This is a genomic window from Natronoarchaeum sp. GCM10025321 (assembly GCF_042663585.1).
Classification (GTDB): domain Archaea; phylum Halobacteriota; class Halobacteria; order Halobacteriales; family Natronoarchaeaceae; genus Natranaeroarchaeum.
The window spans coordinates 1,385,894-1,404,520 of sequence record NZ_JBHTAN010000006.1; the positions used below are offsets into that span (position 1 = coordinate 1,385,894).

The following is an 18,627-nucleotide window of genomic DNA, read 5'->3' on the forward strand; positions in this document are numbered from 1 at the left end:
TTAACGGCTACGGTCGGGAGCTTACAGTACGAGGAGCATGAGGAGCGTCAGTACTGCGACCAGTATCAGGACAGAGGTGCCAATGCCCGCGCGGAGATACAGCCGCGACGGTGCGCCCCCGTCGGCCGACCGATAGTCCTGGTCGAACGTCGGTCGTAGCGACTCGGGAAGGCGCTTACTTGCACGGAGCACGACGAGCGTCGGGTTCGCACCGATCCAGTAACAGGCACGCACGAGTCGAACCGCGACCCGGTCGACGGCGGCGTAGAGTTCGGTGACGGTAACGACCAGCAGGCGACCGACGTAGAAGAAGCCGCGGTTGTAGACGGCGTCGATATCCGGCACGCGACCCACGCGGTGGAGCGGCCCTTTCAGGATCGCAAAGCCGACCAGACCGGCCGCCGCCAGCCCCACCCCCTCCGCGACGTGGGGGATGGTGAACGTGGTGTACTCGTATTGGCCCTGGAACGGCAGGATCTGGAAGAGGAGTTCCGGCTGAAGGCCAAAGAGCACACAGAGGCCGGCCACGGAGAGCATCGCGACGCTCTGGCCGCGGTTGGCGTCACGCACTTCGCCGGCATAGTCGCCGTGCAGGAAGGCGTGGTACCCGAGTTTGATGAACGAGAGGAAGGTCCCAACGCCCCCGAGAAGGAGCAGGTACCAGAGCGCTTCGAGGTGCTTTTTGTCGGCTGCGGCGATGATCATCCCCTTCGAGACGAACCCGTTGAACCCCGGGAATCCGGCAATCGAAAGGGCCGCGATCCCGAAGGCAATCGCGGTAATCGGCATCCGGGTACCGAGTCCGCCGATCTTCTTGAGGCTTTCCTCGCCGGTCCGGTAGATGACGACGCCGACCGTCATGAACAGGAGCCCCTTGTAGAGGATGTGGTTGAACACGTGGCCGAACGCGCCGGCCGTCGCGAGCTCGGCGTAGTACGCGTCCGCGCCGCCGTAACCGATCGCCGCACCGCCGAGGCCGACGCCAGCGATCATGTAACCGACCTGCGACTGGATGTGATAGGAGAGAAGCCGTCGCATGTCCGACTGGAGCAAAGCCGTAAACGCACCAAAGACGGCCATCGCGCCACCCATATACGCGATCCAGAGGTGGCCCTCCGGGAACGCCCGGAACATCCCGTAGACGCCGGTCTTGGTCGTGTAGACACAGAGGAAGACGCTCGCGGCGATGTGCGGGCGCGGATACGTATCCGGTAGCCAGGCGTGAAGCCCGACGAAGCCGACGTTGACGCCGATCCCGACTGCCGCGAGGACGGACGGAATCCCGGCGGTCATGCCCGAACTGGCCCCGAAGGCCACGGCACCGACTTCCGCGTAGTGCCAGACCACGGCAGCCAGCAGTAGACTTCCACCGATCCCGTGAAGGAGCGCGTACCGGAAGCCAGCCCGGACCGCAGCGCCGCCGTAGTACCACACGAGCAGCGTGCTGGCGACGGCCATCAGCTCCCAGAACAGGATCAGCGTGAGCCAGTCGCCCGCGAAGACGGTTCCGATGCTCGTCCCGACGTAGAAGAGCGCGAAAGCCGTCTGTCTGCTGTCCGCATCGCTCGCGTAGGAGTACGTGACGCCTATCGCACCGATGAAGCCGAAGATCAGCCCCATCAGCCGCGAGAACACGTCGACGTTGTACAGGATGGCGTCGAACGTCCCGAACAGCGTCACCTGCCAGTGCATCCCGGCGGGAGCGACCCAGGCGAGCACGGCCGCGGTGGCAGTCGCCACAACACCAATCGCGTGGGCGGGTCGCCGCGGCAGGACCGCCGCAAGCGCGGCCGCGAACAGGACGATCGCCGCCGGGTGGAGCAGGTCGAGCACCATCAGGCGCTCACCCCCGCAACGATCAGCTCGATCAGTTCGAGGAACACCGCCTCGTAGGGAACGATGCCGAGGACAACCGAGCCCGCAGCAATCGCCAGGATCGGCCCGAGCATCAGCCAGGAGCCCTCGGCACCGGTCCAGCCAGCCCTCTGCCAGCCGTCCGGTCCGGGACCGCCGTGGTGAGCGTCGTGCTCCTCGTGAGGGTCTTCAGAGTGGTGATCGCTCGGGTTGCGGTCGACCGCGTAGTTCGTCTCCGCGGAGTGGTCAACGGGTGATTCTCCGGACTGGGTACCACCGTCAGGGACGGGAGTACGTCCCCCGAATGGCCCCCCAACGAGCGGTTTCTCGTCGGCCGTATCCGCGGACTCGAAAAAGGCGCCGTAGACGATGGGCCAGAAGTACGCGATATTGAGAACCCCCGACACCAGCAGAACGACGGCGAAGACGGCCTGTCCGGTCTGGACAGAGCCGATCAGGAGGAACCACTTGCTGACGAAGCCAGCGATCAGCGGGATCCCTGCCATCCCCGCGGCGGCGACGGCGAAGGCAGTCATCGTCAGCGGCATCCGTTTACCGATGCCGTCCATCTCGCTGATGTAGTCGGTATGGGTCTCGACGTGGATGATCCCCGCACAGAAAAACAGGGTGAGTTTCATGAACGCGTGCGCGGGGATATGCAAGAGGGCCCCCTTGATCGCCGTCGGTCCGAGCACGCCCAGCCCCAGAATGATGTAGGACAACTGGCTGATCGTCGAGTACGCCAGTCTGGCCTTGAGTCGGTCCTGGCGGAGTGCGATGATGCTCGCAACAGTGAGCGTGAACGCGGCCAGCGCCGCCAGCAGGACGCCGACGCCGAGGTCCGTGACCAGTTCCGGCCCGAACACGTCCAGCACGACGCGGGCGATACCGAAGACGCCGCTTTTGACGACTGCGACGGCGTGGAGGAGTCCGGAGACGGGCGTCGGAGCGACCATCGCGTCCGGTAGCCACGAGTGCGCCGGCATCAGCGCGGCCTTGACGCCGAACCCGGCCGCCAGCATTGCGAACGCTGCACGGGCAAGCGTCGGATCGGCCGTCGCCAGCCCTGCCGCGGTATCGCCGAAGGTAGTCGTCCCCACAAGCGCGAAGACGAGCACCGTCCCGCCGAGCACGAGGACGCCGCCGCCGAAGAAGGTGTATGCGAGATACTTCCGACCGGCGATGCGCGCCTCCTCGTCCTCGTTGTGCGCGACCAGCGGGTAGGTCGCGACCGACAGCAGTTCGTAGAAGACGAAGATGGTCAGCAGGTTCTCGGCGAAGGCGATTCCGACCGCGGCCGAGAGGCTCCCGGCGAACGCCGCGAAAAAGCGCGTCTGGGAGTGTTCGTCCAGCCCACGCATGTAGCCCGCGGCGTAGAAGGCCGTGAACACCCAGAGGAAACTCGCCAGGAGCGCAAACAGCATGCCCAGCGCATCGGCCCGGAGTGCGAACTCGATACCGGGGACGTAGGCCCCGAACGACCAGCGGAACTCCTCGCCGGCGAGGACGGCAGGCAGCATACTCGCGATTATGCCGAATTTGGCGAGGGCCGCGGCGACGGACCAGCCCTCGCGGACGTTCGGCCGACGATACGACGCAACGATCAACGGAATCGCGATGGCCGAGACGAGTACGGCAAGTAACGGCCGGAGCGAGTAGATAGCTTCTGTCACGAGTTGAACACCTCAGCGATGAACGGATCGAGAGCCTCTGTCACTTCCGCACCGACGAAACCGAGTGCAACGGCACCGATGGCGGCGAGTACGAGTACGACGACTGCACCGGCCGTCGGACTGATCGGTTCGACGGTGGCGGCCGTACCACCGTCGGCAGCAACGCGCTCGGGAACTGCCACCGACCGCGGAGTGAAGTAAAGCCGTTCCAGCAGTCGGGCGACGTAGGCCAGCGTGAGCACGGTGCTGGCGAAGATGACTACAGCCAGCGGCCAGAGGCCCGCCCCGACCGCCCCGAGTGCAATGTACCACTTCCCGAGGAAGCCGACCGTCGGCGGGACGCCGACCAGCGCGAGCGCGAGGACGGCCATCGCGCCCGACCGCACCGGCGCTCGGCGACCCAGTTCGGCGTATTCGGCGACAGTGCGTGCCCCCTCGGTTCGGGCGATCGTCCCGACTGCCGCGAACAGGCCGCCCTTGATCAGGCCATGACCGACGAGATGGATGGCCGTTCCGATGACCGCGAACTCGGCCGCCGTCCGCTCGATACCGGCAAAGGGAATCCCGGCATCGACGGCGGCCGGATGGACGGCGATGCCGATTGCCGCGATAATGAGACCGAACTGCGAGACCGACGAGTACGCGAGCATCCGTTTGACGCGCCGTTGCATCACCGCGAGGGCGCTCCCTGCGACGATGCTGATCGACGCCAGCGTGACGATGGCCGTCGCCGCAATCGTGTTGACCTCGAAGAAGGCCGGAGTGAACACGGTTAACATGACCCGCGCGAACGCGTACGCGGCGACGGTCGATGCAAGCGCGGAGATGTAGACGGTGACGCTGTCTGCCGCCGCGGAGTAGGCATCCGGCTGCCAGGTGTGGAGCGGGAAGATTGCCGACTTGACCAGCAGACCGGCGGTGATGAAGCCGAAACCGGCAATGACCAGCGTGTCGCCGTACAGCGCCCCCTCGACGAACGATGGCTCGCCCGCCAGCATCGCGGCGAGGTCGGCCATGTTCAGCGTCCCGGTCGCCAGGAACAGGTAGCCCACGCCAACCAGGAACAGCGAGGCACCGGTCGTCCCGATGAGCAGGTACTTCAGCGCGGCAACCGCGGACTCGGCACTACGGTCGGCGGCGACGAGCGTGTACGTCGCCAGCCCGACGATTTCGAGGAACACGAACATGTTGAACAGGTCTCCCGTCAGCGAGACGCCCATGAGGCCGCCCGCCAGCAGGAGATAGGCCGAGTAAAACGCGTTCCCGCGCGGACCGCCCCGCCGCGAGATTGCGAGCACGCCCAGCGAGACGACCGAGATCAGCACGACTACCAGCACCGAGAGTTCGTCCGCGACCAGTTCGATGCCCACGGCGAACCCGTCCGGTCCGGGTCGGCCGTACGCGCCCAACTCGTGAACGAGTCGACCGGAGCCCCGATAGACCGAATCGACCAGCCAGATCATCAGCACCGCCTCGACCAGCAGTGCGGCTAGAGCAACCATCCAGCCGGAGCGGGCCCGGACGAGCCCAGCGGCCAGCGAGAGGGCAGCGGCGATGATCGGCACGACGATCAGCCCGATAGGGGCCAGCGTCGCGTCACTCATCGGCACGCACCTCGCGGAGCGCATCCTCGCGGAGCGTCCCGTACTCCCCGTAGATCCGAACGATCAGCGAGAGCGCAACCGCGGTCAACGCGATGCCGACGACGATAGCGGTCAGGACGATCACCTGCGGGAGCGGACTGACGAAGCGCCCGCTCGCGCCGGACGGAACGATCGGCGCACTGCCGCCGACGACGTAGGCGCTGCTCACGAAAAACAGGAACAGCGCGGTCTGGAAGACGTTCAGACCAATCACTTTCTTCACGAGGTTATCGCTGGCGACCATCATATAGAGGCCGATCCCCATGAGCAGCGCGAACAGCGCATAGGTGTACTGGGTCGTCAGCAGGTCGACGATGACGTTCATTCGGCTTCACCTCCCTGAGAGACCGGGGCCGTGTCGCCGAGCATCCCCGCCGCGATGGCGAAGAAGAGGCCGACCACGACGCCAGCAACGATCGGTGCGACGCCGACTATCTCGACCGCTTCGAGGGCGTACTTCGTCCCGTGTGGGATCCCGAGTTCCGTCTTGAACAGGTCGTGCTGGAGGAATCGGCCACCCAGCACTATCGGGAGAAGCCCGAGAGTGGCGAATGCGAGGACGCCGCCGCTGGCCAACAGCGTGACCGAGCGGTTCTCGATCCAGTCACGGGTCGGTTCGATACCGAACCCGAAGGCGATCATCAGGATGGTCGACCCGATGATCGCACCCCCCTGGAAGCCGCCGCCCGGCGACCCCCCACCGTGGAAGGTCAGGAACAGTCCGTACGTGAACGCAAAGGGCGCGACGACACGGACCGTCGTCATGATGATTTCGCTCTCGACGTACACCGACTGTCGTGGCTGATCGACGCCGTCGTCCGGCGACTGTGAATTACTCACCGGTGAACACCTCCGTACCGAAGACGACGAGAACGGCGACGCCTGCCGCGAAGACGACGACCGCCTCGCCGAACGTGTCGAACCCACGATAGCCTGCAAGGACGGCCGTCACGGCGTTTTCGACGCCAGTGTCGGCGTAGGCCTGTTCCAGATAGTACTGGGTGATCTCGGGGTTCGACCAGACGATTGCCTCCGGATCGCCGACTGCGGGCAACGAGACGACGGTAGAACCGACGACGGCGACGAAGCCACCGACGATCAGCAGTGCGGGGACGTTGACCCGCTCGAACAGTTCTCCCTGTCCCGTTCGCACTGTCCGCGCGACCGTCAACAACAGGAGGAGCGTCGTCACGCCCGCGCCGATGGCCGCCTCGGTCATCGCGACATCCGGAGCGAGCAAGAGCGCGTAGAATATCGCCATGCCCAGACTGTAGGCGGCGAACACGACGATGACCGCGACGACGTCACGCAGCAGCGCCGTTGCGACAGCAGTGGTGAGTATGAACGCGATCAGGACGGCTTCGACGGCGGAGATCATTTCTCCTCACCCCCCTCGGAAGCGTCGTCATCGTCGGCCGACGAACCGCCGTCGGCGACGACGGACGCCTTCGATGCCTGATAGAGGTCCACGTCGGTCTGCTCGTCGTCGACGGTCCAGGGTTCGATTCCCTTCTCGTCGGCGGCGCGCGTGATGGCGTGTGCCGCGGTCGGGTTCGTGATGAAAATGAACACGAGCAGGAGGACGGTCTTTACCCCCGTTGGCTCCCAGCCAAGTGCCAGTGCAACGCCAGCAAGCGCGAAGCCAGCGCCGAGCGTATCCGCCTGTGAGGCAGTATGTGCTCGCGAAAACACGTCTGGAAGCCGGAGCACGCCCAGCGTGGAGACGAACGTAAAGAACAGCCCCAGCGCGAAGAACACGACAACGCCCGCCGTGTGGGCGGTTCCGATCACAGCACACCACCTCGTTCGACGGTGAACTTCGAGATGGCAAGCGCCATCAGGAAGTTCAACAGCGCATAGATCAGTGCGACGTCGAGCAGCGACGGTTCGTCCAGTCCGACGGAGAGCAACGCGAGGACGACAACCGTGTTCGTTCCCAGGACGTTAACTGCGAGCACGCGGTCCTGCGTCGTCGGGCCACGGACGGCCCGGTAGAACATCGCCACCGCGAGTACGAGAAACAGGGCCGCGGCCGCCAGAGCAATGTCGGGAATCGAGACACCAGTGATGGTACTCATGAAGAATCACCACCCTCGTCGGCCGCATCAGCGGCCGGTTCGTCAGGGGAGTCAGGGTCGTCCGGTTCTCCGCCGTCCGTCATCGCCGTCTCCGGTTCAGATTCGGGTGACTGCAGTATCTCCGTCTCCCCGCGGTCCCGGAGGCTCTCGATCCGCATCGCCCGTCGCCCGTAGAACAGGAACCGGACCGCTCGTTCGAGGCCGCCGTCGAACAGTCCTTCGCGGGCGTCCTCGACGAGGGTATGGACGATCATGGTCCGACCGTGGACACGAACCGTCAGCGTTCCGGGGGTCAGTGTGATACTGTTCGCGAGCGTGGTGACCGGCATCGAGCCGTGGACGGCCGGTCTAATGCGCGTCAATCGCGGATCGATCGGTAGCCGTGGGTGAAGAATCACGGCTGCGACGAGGAGATTCGACTTGACGATTTCGGCCAGCAGATAGGGCACGAAGATAACCGCACGAAGCAGGCGGACCGGCGACTGCAGATCGGGGGTTCGTGTCAGCGACACGCGTGACAGCGCAACCGTGACGACGGTCGCGCTCATCGCACCAGTGACGATATCGAACCAGTAGATGCTCCCCCCCAGTACCTGATAGAACAGAAAAGACAGTCCGAACAAGACGCCCGCACGGGTAGGCGTAAACCGATCGATCAGCGGTCCGCGGATGGTCGACCGCGTGACCGGCGCTTCTTCGACCGGAATCGCCAGCATCGTCTCGAGTTCCGAGGTGAACGGCCGGAGGAACGGTCCACCGACTCCCGGTGTGTATTCGGGGTCGAGGATAACCCGATCGATGTCGGTACTGACCGCGTCCCTGGCGATCACCTGCGCGACGTCTCCCGGGCTAAACAGGTACTCGTCGTCGCCCACCTGCGCCGTCTCGACGCTGACAGCGTCGATTTCCTCGCCCGCATCCTCCTCCACCCAGACTTCCGCACGGTTCAACAGCGCCTCGGCCCGGCTCACACCCTCCTCGTCGCCCACATCCCCGTCGTAAGCGGAAACAGCCGCTTCCTCGGGATGCACGTAGACGAATCGAACGGTTCCCGGATCAGCCACCGTCGACTCGGCGAGAACGCGCTCGACGGCGTGGGCGACAGTCGCCCGGACCGTCGACGAGTCCGATAGGGGGACCAGGACGCGGCTATCCGCCATCGAACCACCCCATCCAGTCGGATCCTGCATGAGCACTCATTGTACTTACTCGAATACAGCAAAGAGCCACTCAAAACGATTACGCTATTCGAACCTGCCGTTCTGCAACTCCCGAAACGAGTGGGCTAGCGACCGATAGAAACGACGAAGATCAGTTCTGTCTGCCCGGGAACGAGAGTCCCGACCAGGTACCACGCGCTCACTGGACCAGTAGTTCCGCGAGTTCATCCGCGACCACCGCGGCGACTGCCGACTTTGTCCCCTCTATCGGGTCTTCGCGGTCCGCGTCGACGAGCAGGACGCGGGTTCGATCAGCCCCCATCACATCGGCGTCGTTCGCCACGACGAACGAGAGGTCGACACGCTCCAAGATGTCGCGGGCCGCCTCGATCATCGCCTCGTCGGAGTCGCTCGTTTCGGCTTTGAACCCGACAATCGGTAGCTCCGGTCGACGGTCCCTGACCGCATCGATCAGCTTCGGCGTCGGATCGAGATCTAGCGCGAGTTCCTGCCCAGAGCGGAGTTTCCGGTCCTGTGGCTCCGGCGTGTAGTCGCCGACCGCCGCCGCCGCGACGAGGGCGTCGGCGTCCTCGACAGCCGCTTCAGTCGCGTCGAGCATCTCCTGTGCAGTCTCGACGGGGACGTACTCCGCGTAAGGGACCGGAGAGCCAGCGCCGAACGTCGGATCGTCCGGCGTGCTGGAGGGTGGATGCGGGCCAACCACACCGTGAACGAGCGTGACCTCGGCTCCGAGGACGTAGCACGCCCGGGCAACACTGCGGCCGGTCCGGCCGGACGATCGGTTCGTCAACACTCGAACTGGATCGATCGGCTCGGCCGTGGCACCGCTGGTGACCACGACGTGGTCGCCCGCCAGCGGTTGGTCGTCGACGCTTCGGGCGACATCGAGAACGATAGCCTCCTCGCTGGCGATTTTCGCTTTCCTCTCTTCGACGCGCGGGTCGACGAACTCGACGCCCCATTGCTCGACGCGCTCGATAGCGTCTAAAACGCCGGGATGATCGTACATCGGCTCGTGCATTGCTGGGGCGATGACGACCGGGACACCGGCTCCGAGCGCCGTCGTTGCACACGTCGTCACCGGGGTGTCGTCGATGGCACCAGCGATCTTGCCGACGGTGTTGGCCGTCGCTGGCGCGATCAGGAACACGTCTGCCCAGCCCTCACGGCCGCAGAGTTCCACGTGCTCGACATCGCCGGTGATCTCCGTAACGACCGGTCTATCCGTGGCGAACTCGACAGCCCATGGATGGAGAATCCCCTGTGCGCTGGAGGACATTACGCCTCGCACAGAGGCACCCTGTCGGCGTAGCTCGTGGGCCAGTTCGACAGTTTTGACTGCGGCGATGCTTCCCGTCACCCCTAGCGCGACGTTGACGTCTTCCAGCATTCGTTCCGGAGTTCACGCTAGTCGCTCTAAGTTCTGTCGCAGGAAGAGGGAAGTACGGGCCGACCACGGGACAAGCGGGTCAGTCCCACTCCGAGAGGGCCAGATCGAACGCCTCCACGTCGTCGAGTTCTGCGAGCGAGTCGCTCATCTCCTCTTTGAGCGCCTCGAACCGCGTCGTCAGTGTGGCGAACTCCTCGCTGTGTTCCAGTTCCGTCGCGGATTTTTCGGCCTCGAGCGCCGCGCGTTTCGACGCGATGCTGAAAAACTCCTGAAGCGAACTGTCGACGTCGGAGCGGTAGAACAGATGCTCGACAGTTTCGAGCAACTCCTCGCCGGTCACTGGCTTGAACAGGTACTCGTCGAACTCCATATCGATAATCTCGAAGTCCGGTTCGACCGCGGTGACCATCGCGACCTGACAGTTCAGCCCCTGGTCACGGATCCGTTCGAGCACCTGATCGCCCGTCAATCCCGGCATCCGCCTGTCCAGCAGGACGACGTCGACGTCCTCGTCGAGGCTATCGAGCGCCTCGGTGCCGCTATACGCTACCCTGACAGTGTGTGCATTGCGCAGTTGCTCGGCGTAGACGCGCGCCACTCTCGGGTCGTCGTCCACGACGAGCACACAGCCATGGGGTTCAGCCATCACGCTGGTACTGCGTTTCCCAGGTGCGTAATAGTTTCGGCAACGATCTATGCTGATAGAATCCCACTGACAGGGCGGAGACAACGGGCGGCTACCAGCGCGCGCAACACTTACGTCATATCCACCGTAGAAACGAACGTGGATACAGTAGAGGTAAGCACCGTCGTCTATCTGCCGGCCGAAGAGATCTACGAGTTTCTCGAAGATTTCCCCCGGTACGCGAACTACTCCGAGTATCTCGAGGAGGTTCAAACGCGAGGCGAAGGAAAGGAAGGAACGAGATACGCGCTCCAGTTCGCCTGGTGGAAACTCACGTACACCGCCCACTCCGAAGTGACGGATACGGATCCACCCGACCGAATCGACTGGGAAGTCATCAAAGATATCGACGCACACGGGTTCTGGCGGGTCGACCCGCTCGACGAATCAGAACGGGACGGGCAAGAGCACGCCTGCCGAGTTCACTTCGTCGTCCAGTTCGATACGGACACTGCCAGATCGGGCGCGCTCGATCTCCCGCGATTCGTCTCGTTCGGGTGGGTGATGGACAAAGTAAAGCCGCTTATCGTCAAGGAGGCCGAACGCATCGTCGGACGGATCGTGGAGGATCTGGAGGGTGAATCCCGAGCGGTCGAGTTGACCGTCCACGAGCGGCCGACATCAGTCTGAGCGCGCAGAAACGCCGACCCGTTGCCGACGGAGCCTCTACTTACTCTAACTCTTCGTCGTAGCCGCCGTACTTGATGAAGAAGTACGCCAGCGCGATGGTCGAGACCATCGCACCCATCGTTCCCACCGCAAGACTCATCGCGCTATCCGGAATCGTCGGCGTTGCGGACGCCCCGCCACCGCCACCCGAACTAGCACCTTCCTCGACGGAGAGAGTCCCCTCCATACCGGCGGCGACGTGGGGTTCGCAGATGTACTCGTAGGTGCCTTCCTCTTCGAAAGTATGCTCGTACGAGAAGCCGGCGCTCTCGATCGACTCGTGGCCCCCCCACTCGCTGGGACCGTTCTCGACGACCATGTTGTGTGTGTCGGAGTCCCAGACGAACTCGACCGTGGTTCCCGGCTCGATCGCCAGACTGGCCGGCTCGAAGACGTTTTCCCCGCCCGGCCCGACCGTCAGCGTCTCCGTTGACCCGTCTTCGCCGCCGTTCTCGGTGCCGTTCTCTTCTTGTGCACTGACGGTGCTTGCTCCGCCAGCAGCGGCAGCAGCCGACCCGGAAGTTGCCCAGATAAACGAGCGCCGGGACAGGTCGCTACGTCCGTCCGTCTCTGTCATACCCACCACTTAGGATTGGGGCGTACTGAATACTTTGGTTCGCGACTGTCGATCACTCCTCGCGCTCGACGACAAACCTGGTAAACTCCTTCAGCATCGACGCTTCCGGTTCCGCCAGGTCGGCGTCGTCGAGATGGCTCCGCGCTTCGGCGGCGAGCGACAGCGCTCGCTCGCGTGCGAACTCGATACTTTCGGTCTCTTGCAAGATATCGATCGCTTCGAGTATCTCCTCGTCGGTGTTTTCGTCGTCCTGCAGGATCGTCCGGAGGCGGCGAGCACGGCCGTCGGAGGCCGTCTCCATGGCGTGGATCACGAGTAAGGTCTTCTTTCCTTCCCGGATGTCGTTGCCGAACTCCTTGCCAAAGGCACCCGCTTCGCCCAGCGAGTTCTCGATATCCAGAATGTCGTCACCGATCTGGAAGGCCACGGACATCAACTCGGCGTACCCCGCGACGGCCCCTTCGCGTTCCTCCGACTGACCAGTGACGATTGCGGCCAGTCTCGCGACGATCCGTCCCAGACAGCCAGTCTTGCACGCACACATCTCGAGATACTGCTCGCGGTCCACCTGGACGCTCCCGTCGTTGTGCCAGCAGATGTCCGTACCCTGGCCCAGATGCGTCCTGCTGAGTTCGTCCGTCAGCATCTCGTAGAGCGCGAGGCGCGTCCCATCGTCGAGATCGGCCGGGTTCTGCGTGATGATCTTCAGTGGCAGGAAGTACAGCGCGTTTCCGGCGTTGATCGCCACGTCCTCGCCGTAGATGTGATGGAGGGCCGGGTCGCCGCGGCGCATCGCTGCCCCGTCCTCGACGTCGTCGACGATGATCGTCCCGGTGTGGAGGATTTCGGGGATCGTCGCGTAGGGCAGATAGGGTTCGTGATCCTCACCGAAGCCTCTGACGAGCAACAGAAAGACGACCGCTCGCCAGCGTTTTCCCCCACGATCGAGCAGTTCCCAGACGGGATCCGACAGCGCACGCTGGAGCGTTTCCGCGTCGTACTCATACGTCGCCGGACCGAAGAACTCCGTCAGGTAGGCGTCATCTAACTCCCGCGGTATCACCTCCTCGATCGCTTCGTCTACCACCGGCTGCCACTCGGCGAGCGTCTCCCGCATACACCACCGGTTGCAACCCCGATGTAAAAAGCTTCAGTTACGGCGTCGAGCGAGAATCGCGTAGCCTTTTGTGTCACGTCCCGAAGTTCCGCTATGGAGTGCGGTCAGGGAACCGAAGAGACTGTGATCGGGATAATCGACTCCGGAGAGAGCGAGCAGACTGTCGAGCACCTCGTCGAGAGCGTCGAGGAGTCGGGAGGCTCACCGGTGGTCGGCACCGCTACTGCAGTCCTCGACACCGAACCGGACGCAATCGTCGCACGGGGTGAAGCCGCGTTGCTTTCGGCAGGCCACACCGGTACCACTGTCCCGATCATGCCGGTCGTGTCGGGGGCGGGCACGCGCTCGGTTCCCGAAGACGCGTTCGACGAAGCGCTCGGTCGGCTCGTTTCGGGTCGGTTCGACCGGGTCGAGCGCTGTCGATACGCGGTATCAGTTGGCGAGGAAAGCGTCGGTCTCGCCATCTCGGACACCATGCTCGTGACGGAGGATCCGGCCCGCATATCCGAGTACAGCATCCGGAGCGCTGGCTGCGACGTGGCACGGTTCCGCGCCGACGGACTCGTCGTCGCGACGCCGCTTGGCTCTCACGGCTACGCCGCCGCTGCTGGGGGACCGATGCTCGCGCCCGGTACCGGCGTCGTCGCAGTTCCGGTCGCGCAGTTCGCAACTGATCGTGATAGCTGGGTGCTCGGGGCGCACGAAACAGTTCAGTTGCGCGTCGAGCGTGACGAAGGCCCGGTCGAACTGCTCGTCGACGACGAACGACACAGCGTCGTCGAACCGGCGAGCGACATCACACTCACACCTGTTGCACCGCTACGGCTCGTAGTCGTTCCCGAAAGCGACCCTTGCTGGACGGAATGACGGGTATCACCCATCATGACGGGTCGATCAGGGGGAGAAGATTGGAAAAACTCTAATGGGTTAACCACTGTGTGTGAGATATGGACCCGAATTCGATGCTCGGCCCGGTTGATCTGCTGTTACCGTACATAGAGGAGATACTCCTCGTACTGGTGCTGATCAACGGGCTGACGCGGCTCGTCGCACAGCGCCAGTACAGATCGCAGTACGAGGAGGGCGACGTGGAGTCGATTACCCGGCATACGGCACATACGGCCACGAACGTGCTCGTGCTGCTCGGAGCGTTCTACTACATGACTGTAAGCCTTCACGCGGGCGTCGTCTTTACAGTGTTGGTGCTCGGAATGTTCTTCACCGACTTCTTCGAGTTCGAGGCCCGAATCGCCGAGGCCCGACGCGAGACTTCGCTGAACCTCCCGAAAGGCGCAGTCGCCGCCTGGGGACTCGTCTTGCTCTACGCCGCGTATCAGAGCATCTTTTTCATCGTCGAGCCGATCTGGAACAGCATCGTATAGCGCCCTGTCGGATCCGTTTTTAGACAACCCTACCGAGCAGCGCGTCCCCTATTACAGCGCACCGACCCTGTTCGCGCTGTGAAGACTGCGTTGCTAACGTCGATCAGGACCGCGAGTTCAGCCTCGACGAGCGTTCCGGTCGACGCTGTACCCCCGCTCGGCGTCGAGACCGGTCGCTAACGCTTGCAATCAGAAAGAACACTCGGAGAGAAAGACGGGCCGCGAGATCAGTTCGAGTTCCGCTCTCGGTACGCGGCGGTTAGCTCTTTGTACGCCGGGATGAGGACCCAGAACGTGATCGGAGCGAGGATCATGAACCAGAACATCCCGTCCATGACCATGATAGCTATCGCGTCGAACGTCCCCGGATCGGAGGGCGCAGCCTCGGTGAACTGCGGTCCCTCGAAGCTCGAAGTCCGATACCAGCCAGCGAGGACCAGCCACAGTAGGGACGCCCCCCCGAACGCCGCCAGTCCTTTCATGAACTCGTCAGCCATTACCTGAATCTTGGCTGGCGTCGTCTTTAGCGTTTCCCATCTCTTCGGGGCTGAATCGGGTCGAGAATACGTAGACGACACCACCGAAGGCGATTAATCCGACGCCGAGCAGGGCTGTGATGGCGTCGACATCTTCGACATCCGCGGTTGCCTGATCGGTCGCACTGTCGAGAACGAGAAAGCCACCGACGACGAGCCCGATAGCGAGCAGCATCGAGAACACCGTCACTATCTTGTAGATCTCCATCGGTACGGTGACGTCACGCTGGACGGACGTTCGCTCGTCGGGCGCGTTCGAGTCGGCCATACCTAAAGGGATGGCCGAAGCGAGAAAAGGGTTATCTTGGCGGTCGGAGCCGGTAGTACCGGCGGTTGAGATTGTACATGTACCCCTCTTGCATCGCCTTCAACACGGAGTACGTGATCACCCCTGCAACTACCGGGACGATGAACACCAGATCGAACAGCAACTGGGCTGTGAGGATCGGCAGGCGCGCCGAGATGATGTTGTCAATAGCGAGCATACTCCACGTGAACGAGTACATAACGCCGGTCACGCCGAGCGCGGCCCAGAACGGCTCCTCGACGGGTCGTCGGGCACTCCCCTTGTTCAGGAACGGGACGAGGAAGATCAGTCCGATAACTGGCGCGTGAACGAGGACGCCGAACGTGGGGCCCTCCATCAAACTCTGGCCACCGAGGATTGCCAGTTCGGGGTTGAGCGAGTCGGTCTGGAGCAGTCCGAACGACCAGTATAGATACCAGTCGGGAAGGATGACCGCAGGCGTACTACTCGGATCAGCCGGATCACCGAGGTGTGGCGGCATCGTCGCCGCCAGGAAGATGATGATCCCGATGAAGAAACTGGTGATAGCGAGGTTTCGGATCGTCTCGTGGGGCCAGGCCGGGAAGCCCAGCACGTCCCGCTCGACGTAGTCAGACTCCTGCCGAAGGTCTTGGTCCTCGCGCCGTGCGCGCTCGAAGTACTCGTAAGTCAGCCGGGAGAGTCCCTGCGTGCGCTCCTTCCGGTCGCGCCACGTAGGCGTCTCGTCGTCCGGCGGAACTATGCCTGTTCCGCTTCCGTCCGCTCGTGTTTCTTGTTCGTCTTCTGGCATGATTTAGTGTGGTTCTGCGATTCCCTGCATCCAGACGATGCCGACGTGCAGTGCGATCAGTGCCGTCACGACGAACGGCAAGAGGAACACGTGCATGATGTACATCCGCATCAGTGTCGGTTGGCCCATCTGGAACCCGCCGAAGACAAGCAACGCGGCCCACTCTCCGACGAGCGGCACTGACTGCGCCATCTCGACCCCAATCTGCCCGGCCCACAGCGATAGCTGGTTCCACGGCAGGAGGTAGCCGCTGAAGCCGAAGAGCAACAGCAGCAGGATCAACACGACGCCGATGATCCAGTTGACCTCGCGGGGTTCCTTGTACGCGCCCGTGAAGTAGACCCGCAGCATGTGCAGGAAGACGGCCGCAACCATGAACTGTGCTGCCCAGCGGTGAATGCTTCGCAGCATGTAGCCGAAGTTCAGTTCACCGAGGATGAACAGCATCTGGTTGAATGCGACTGATGCTTCCTCGCCCGCGGTTGCAGGCGCGTAGTAGAAGCCGAGGAGCGCACCCGTTATTGCCAGTACGACGTAGGCAATGATCGACAGTGATCCTAACGAGTATAACGGATACCAGTACCAGAACTTGTTGTCCAGATTGTACTGTTCCGTGTGGCTCTTCGGCATCTGCATGTTCATCTTGTAGTACTGGTCCTCAAGCAGTTCCAGGTAATCGACGATCCGGAGCCGCTTGTCGAGCCACATCAAGGTGAACAGGTACGTCTTCTCGATCAGGGAGAGCTCTTTCTGGTCGAGCCATTCGCCGTGATCGAAGTCGTCTTTTTTCTGTAAGCTCATTCTCTGTATTCACTCGGGATGACCGATGTACCCTCTCTTGGCAGTGCGGTGTACTGCTGTTCGGTGATGCTGAACGGGTCGTACACCGACTGGTGGCAGTTGCAGTAAATGTTGTTCTCCGCGCCGAACTGGCGGGCCTCGCCGAGCACCCGGAATCCGGGCACACAGCAGTAGTGGGTACACTGATTGAGGTTAGCAATGAAGCCCTGATCCGTCGAGCCCTCGACCCAGTCGTCGTCTTGGGCTGCCTCCTCTACCTGCGTACTGCGGATGAGCAACACCGTCAGTCGGTCGCCCGGCGAAAGCCCTTGCGAGCGCCAACTGACCAGGGCACCCTTCCCGATTCCCGCCTCTCCGACAGGCGTGTTGAAATCCTCGTAATCCTCGAAGTCGTCGATATGGACCCGGTCGCCGCCCTCGACCTGCTCGTTCTGCCAATCGTACTGGCTCGCCCCGACGTATCGGAAGTAGTTGTCTCGGTCTTCTCGAGGGTCGACGGCTGGACTCGTCTGCGAGCCACAGTACTGGAACCACTCTGTCGAGTAGGTGACGCCACCGATCTCCTGTTCGGCGACGGGTGCCTCGTTGGGGCCACCCTCCTCGATCTCGGGCCAGATACCGCGAACGTATCCCTCGTCGTCGACTTCGAGCGGGATCTGTGGCATGCCCCGTGGCGCGGGACCGCCGATTCGTTCGTTTCCTCTGTATAACACCGTTCCACCGCCTTCACCGGTCTGGGAGGTCATGGAATCGAGGCTCACCGCGGTGGTGACACCGATTCCTGAGAGCGCGGCGCTCCCCACAACACCCTTGACAAAGCGGCGACGATCCGATTCGACCGGATATTTGTCACTATCTGGCATAATTTATTTCTTGTAGTATGGGTAGACTGCTCGCTTGAACTGTTCGACAGCGTCGTCTCCCAGTTCGTCTCCGTCGGCGTCCTCTTCGCTAATGTATAGATCCTCCCACTTGCGCCGTCGCTTCTTGACGATCATGACGTCCGGCAGGAACTCCTTGCGGTAGAGCGCCAGAATGAACGCAAGATCGATAAAGATCAGCGCCAGGATCGTGCCAAGAAACATGTTACCGGGGTCGGGAACCGCTCCGCGCGCCCAGCCCTCGACGAGACCGTAGGTGAAGATCCCGACGAAGACGATTTCGATGAGCGTCAAGAGGATGATCGCGATTGCGGCCGCTGTACTCTCTCGCGGCTGCTCGTATCGATGAATGTCGCCGTACGAACTTCCTGTTGATGACATTGATCAGTTCTTCTTGTTGGGGTAGCTTGTGTTTGCCGATTCGCCGTACTTGAGCATGTAGAACGTGAACGCGAAGGTCACGAACATCGCGGCGAACGTCGCCGCGCCGAGGAAGTGCTTCTGGACCGGCACGCCGATATCGTGGATATCGAGTTCCGTCTGCGCCGTGCCGCCGCCACCGGCCTCACCATCTGACGTGACGGTGATGGTGCCCTCCATACCGGCGGCAACGTGGGGTTCGCAGATGTACTCGTAGGTGCCTTCCTCTTCGAAAGTATGCTCGTACGAGAAGCCGGCGTCCTCGATCGGCTCGTGGCCTTCCCACTCGTCTGGGCCACTCTGGACGACCATGTTGTGTGTGTCGGAGTCCCAGACGAACTCGACCGTCGTTCCCGGCTCGATCGTTAGACTGTCCGGATCGAAGACGGTTTCGCCGTCCGGCCCGACCGTCAGTGTCTCGGTCGCCCCGTCTTCACCACCGTTCTCGGCGGTACCGTTAGCTTCTCCGCCGTTCTCTTCGGTCCCGTTCTCCTCGTCGCCGTTCTCGGTCTCCCCGTCCTCCTGGAGCGAAGACACGGCGGAGTACGCACTCTGGCCCTCCGCGGCGGCAGGCGTTCCCGCCGCGCTAACAGCGGCCGCGCCGGCCGAAACGCCGCTGGCCGTCTTCAGAAAGTCCCGCCTGTTCATACAGAATAAGGTCAGG

At 62.9% G+C, this 18,627-nt stretch carries 22 protein-coding genes and 1 pseudogene; 3 read left to right on the forward strand and 20 right to left on the reverse strand.

Features of this window, described 5'->3' with window-relative positions:
- Window positions 1–21: 21 nt before the first annotated feature.
- The 11 genes and pseudogenes from ACFQL3_RS09785 to ACFQL3_RS09835 all read right to left on the reverse strand — a co-directional run bounded on the left by ACFQL3_RS09785 (window position 22) and on the right by ACFQL3_RS09835 (window position 10,465).
- Entirely contained in the window at window positions 22–1,839 is a 1,818-nt protein-coding gene (locus ACFQL3_RS09785; RefSeq protein WP_377057070.1) for a Na(+)/H(+) antiporter subunit D, read from the reverse strand.
- Window positions 1,836–3,527, reverse strand: coding sequence for a proton-conducting transporter membrane subunit (locus ACFQL3_RS09790; protein ID WP_377053739.1), 1,692 nt, complete (start codon window positions 3,525–3,527; stop codon window positions 1,836–1,838). The genes ACFQL3_RS09785 and ACFQL3_RS09790 overlap by 4 nt, the downstream gene beginning before the upstream one ends.
- Window positions 3,524–5,131, reverse strand: coding sequence for a proton-conducting transporter membrane subunit (locus ACFQL3_RS09795; RefSeq protein ID WP_377053741.1), 1,608 nt, complete (start codon window positions 5,129–5,131; stop codon window positions 3,524–3,526). The genes ACFQL3_RS09790 and ACFQL3_RS09795 overlap by 4 nt, the downstream gene beginning before the upstream one ends.
- On the reverse strand, window positions 5,124–5,495 hold the full coding sequence (locus ACFQL3_RS09800) for a cation:proton antiporter subunit C (protein ID WP_377053743.1): 372 nt from the start codon (window positions 5,493–5,495) through the stop codon (window positions 5,124–5,126). The genes ACFQL3_RS09795 and ACFQL3_RS09800 overlap by 8 nt, the downstream gene beginning before the upstream one ends.
- Complete coding sequence (locus tag ACFQL3_RS09805; protein WP_377053745.1) at window positions 5,492–6,010, reverse strand: MnhB domain-containing protein; 519 nt, start codon at window positions 6,008–6,010, stop codon at window positions 5,492–5,494. The genes ACFQL3_RS09800 and ACFQL3_RS09805 overlap by 4 nt, the downstream gene beginning before the upstream one ends.
- Window positions 6,003–6,545, reverse strand: a complete 543-nt coding sequence (locus ACFQL3_RS09810; RefSeq protein WP_377057072.1) for a DUF4040 domain-containing protein — start codon at window positions 6,543–6,545, stop codon at window positions 6,003–6,005. The genes ACFQL3_RS09805 and ACFQL3_RS09810 overlap by 8 nt, the downstream gene beginning before the upstream one ends.
- A 101-nt stretch (window positions 6,546–6,646) precedes the next feature.
- Window positions 6,647–6,958, reverse strand: a pseudogene (gene mnhG / locus ACFQL3_RS09815) (monovalent cation/H(+) antiporter subunit G); the annotation flags it as partial.
- On the reverse strand, window positions 6,958–7,248 hold the full coding sequence (locus ACFQL3_RS09820) for a cation:proton antiporter (RefSeq protein ID WP_377053747.1): 291 nt from the start codon (window positions 7,246–7,248) through the stop codon (window positions 6,958–6,960). The pseudogene mnhG and the gene ACFQL3_RS09820, both read right to left, overlap by 1 nt.
- Entirely contained in the window at window positions 7,245–8,408 is a 1,164-nt protein-coding gene (locus tag ACFQL3_RS09825) for a monovalent cation/H+ antiporter subunit E (protein ID WP_377053749.1), read from the reverse strand. The genes ACFQL3_RS09820 and ACFQL3_RS09825 overlap by 4 nt, the downstream gene beginning before the upstream one ends.
- Window positions 8,409–8,607: 199 nt before the next feature.
- A complete protein-coding gene (gene coaBC / locus ACFQL3_RS09830) occupies window positions 8,608–9,819 on the reverse strand; it encodes a bifunctional phosphopantothenoylcysteine decarboxylase/phosphopantothenate--cysteine ligase CoaBC (protein WP_377053751.1) in 1,212 nt (403 codons plus the stop codon).
- 79 nt (window positions 9,820–9,898) lie between these two features.
- A complete protein-coding gene (locus tag ACFQL3_RS09835) occupies window positions 9,899–10,465 on the reverse strand; it encodes a response regulator (protein ID WP_377053753.1) in 567 nt (188 codons plus the stop codon).
- Window positions 10,466–10,603: 138 nt separating this feature from the next.
- On the opposite strand from ACFQL3_RS09835, the gene ACFQL3_RS09840 reads away from it, so the two are divergent.
- Window positions 10,604–11,134, forward strand: coding sequence for a type II toxin-antitoxin system RatA family toxin (locus tag ACFQL3_RS09840; RefSeq protein WP_377053755.1), 531 nt, complete (start codon window positions 10,604–10,606; stop codon window positions 11,132–11,134).
- 40 nt (window positions 11,135–11,174) lie between these two features.
- Here the strand turns inward: ACFQL3_RS09840 and ACFQL3_RS09845 are convergent, their stop codons facing one another.
- Entirely contained in the window at window positions 11,175–11,750 is a 576-nt protein-coding gene (locus tag ACFQL3_RS09845) for a plastocyanin/azurin family copper-binding protein (protein WP_377053757.1), read from the reverse strand.
- A gap of 52 nt (window positions 11,751–11,802) precedes the next feature.
- A complete protein-coding gene (locus ACFQL3_RS09850; protein WP_377053759.1) occupies window positions 11,803–12,867 on the reverse strand; it encodes a polyprenyl synthetase family protein in 1,065 nt (354 codons plus the stop codon).
- 93 nt (window positions 12,868–12,960) lie between these two features.
- Here ACFQL3_RS09850 and ACFQL3_RS09855 point away from each other — a divergent pair, with 93 nt between their 5' ends.
- Together ACFQL3_RS09855 and ACFQL3_RS09860 are read left to right on the forward strand one after the other, a co-directional pair.
- The gene (locus ACFQL3_RS09855) at window positions 12,961–13,734 is read left to right on the forward strand and encodes a hypothetical protein (RefSeq protein ID WP_377053761.1); all 774 of its coding nucleotides are present in this window, start codon (window positions 12,961–12,963) and stop codon (window positions 13,732–13,734) included.
- An 80-nt stretch (window positions 13,735–13,814) separates the two neighbouring features.
- Window positions 13,815–14,249: a DUF7313 family protein gene (locus ACFQL3_RS09860; RefSeq protein WP_377053763.1), complete on the forward strand. Its 435-nt coding sequence runs from the start codon at window positions 13,815–13,817 to the stop codon at window positions 14,247–14,249.
- Between the two features lie 227 nt (window positions 14,250–14,476).
- On the opposite strand, the gene ACFQL3_RS09865 is transcribed toward ACFQL3_RS09860, so the two are convergent.
- The 7 genes from ACFQL3_RS09865 to ACFQL3_RS09895 are packed head-to-tail and all read right to left on the reverse strand — an operon-like array spanning window position 14,477 to window position 18,611.
- Complete coding sequence (locus ACFQL3_RS09865; protein WP_377053765.1) at window positions 14,477–14,746, reverse strand: DUF7314 family protein; 270 nt, start codon at window positions 14,744–14,746, stop codon at window positions 14,477–14,479.
- Window positions 14,739–15,053, reverse strand: coding sequence for a DUF7315 family membrane protein (locus ACFQL3_RS09870; RefSeq protein ID WP_377053767.1), 315 nt, complete (start codon window positions 15,051–15,053; stop codon window positions 14,739–14,741). The genes ACFQL3_RS09865 and ACFQL3_RS09870 overlap by 8 nt, the downstream gene beginning before the upstream one ends.
- 31 nt (window positions 15,054–15,084) lie before the next feature.
- Entirely contained in the window at window positions 15,085–15,861 is a 777-nt protein-coding gene (locus ACFQL3_RS09875) for a cytochrome bc complex cytochrome b subunit (protein WP_377053769.1), read from the reverse strand.
- Between the two features lie 3 nt (window positions 15,862–15,864).
- A complete protein-coding gene (locus tag ACFQL3_RS09880) occupies window positions 15,865–16,662 on the reverse strand; it encodes a cytochrome b (protein WP_377053771.1) in 798 nt (265 codons plus the stop codon).
- Complete coding sequence (locus tag ACFQL3_RS09885) at window positions 16,659–17,525, reverse strand: ubiquinol-cytochrome c reductase iron-sulfur subunit (RefSeq protein WP_377053773.1); 867 nt, start codon at window positions 17,523–17,525, stop codon at window positions 16,659–16,661. The genes ACFQL3_RS09880 and ACFQL3_RS09885 overlap by 4 nt, the downstream gene beginning before the upstream one ends.
- 3 nt (window positions 17,526–17,528) lie before the next feature.
- Entirely contained in the window at window positions 17,529–17,924 is a 396-nt protein-coding gene (locus ACFQL3_RS09890; protein WP_377053775.1) for a DUF7318 family protein, read from the reverse strand.
- Window positions 17,925–17,927: 3 nt separating this feature from the next.
- Window positions 17,928–18,611 (reverse strand): plastocyanin/azurin family copper-binding protein, encoded by a 684-nt coding sequence (locus ACFQL3_RS09895; protein WP_377053777.1) that lies wholly within the window; start codon window positions 18,609–18,611, stop codon window positions 17,928–17,930.
- Between the last annotated feature and the right edge of the window lie 16 nt (window positions 18,612–18,627).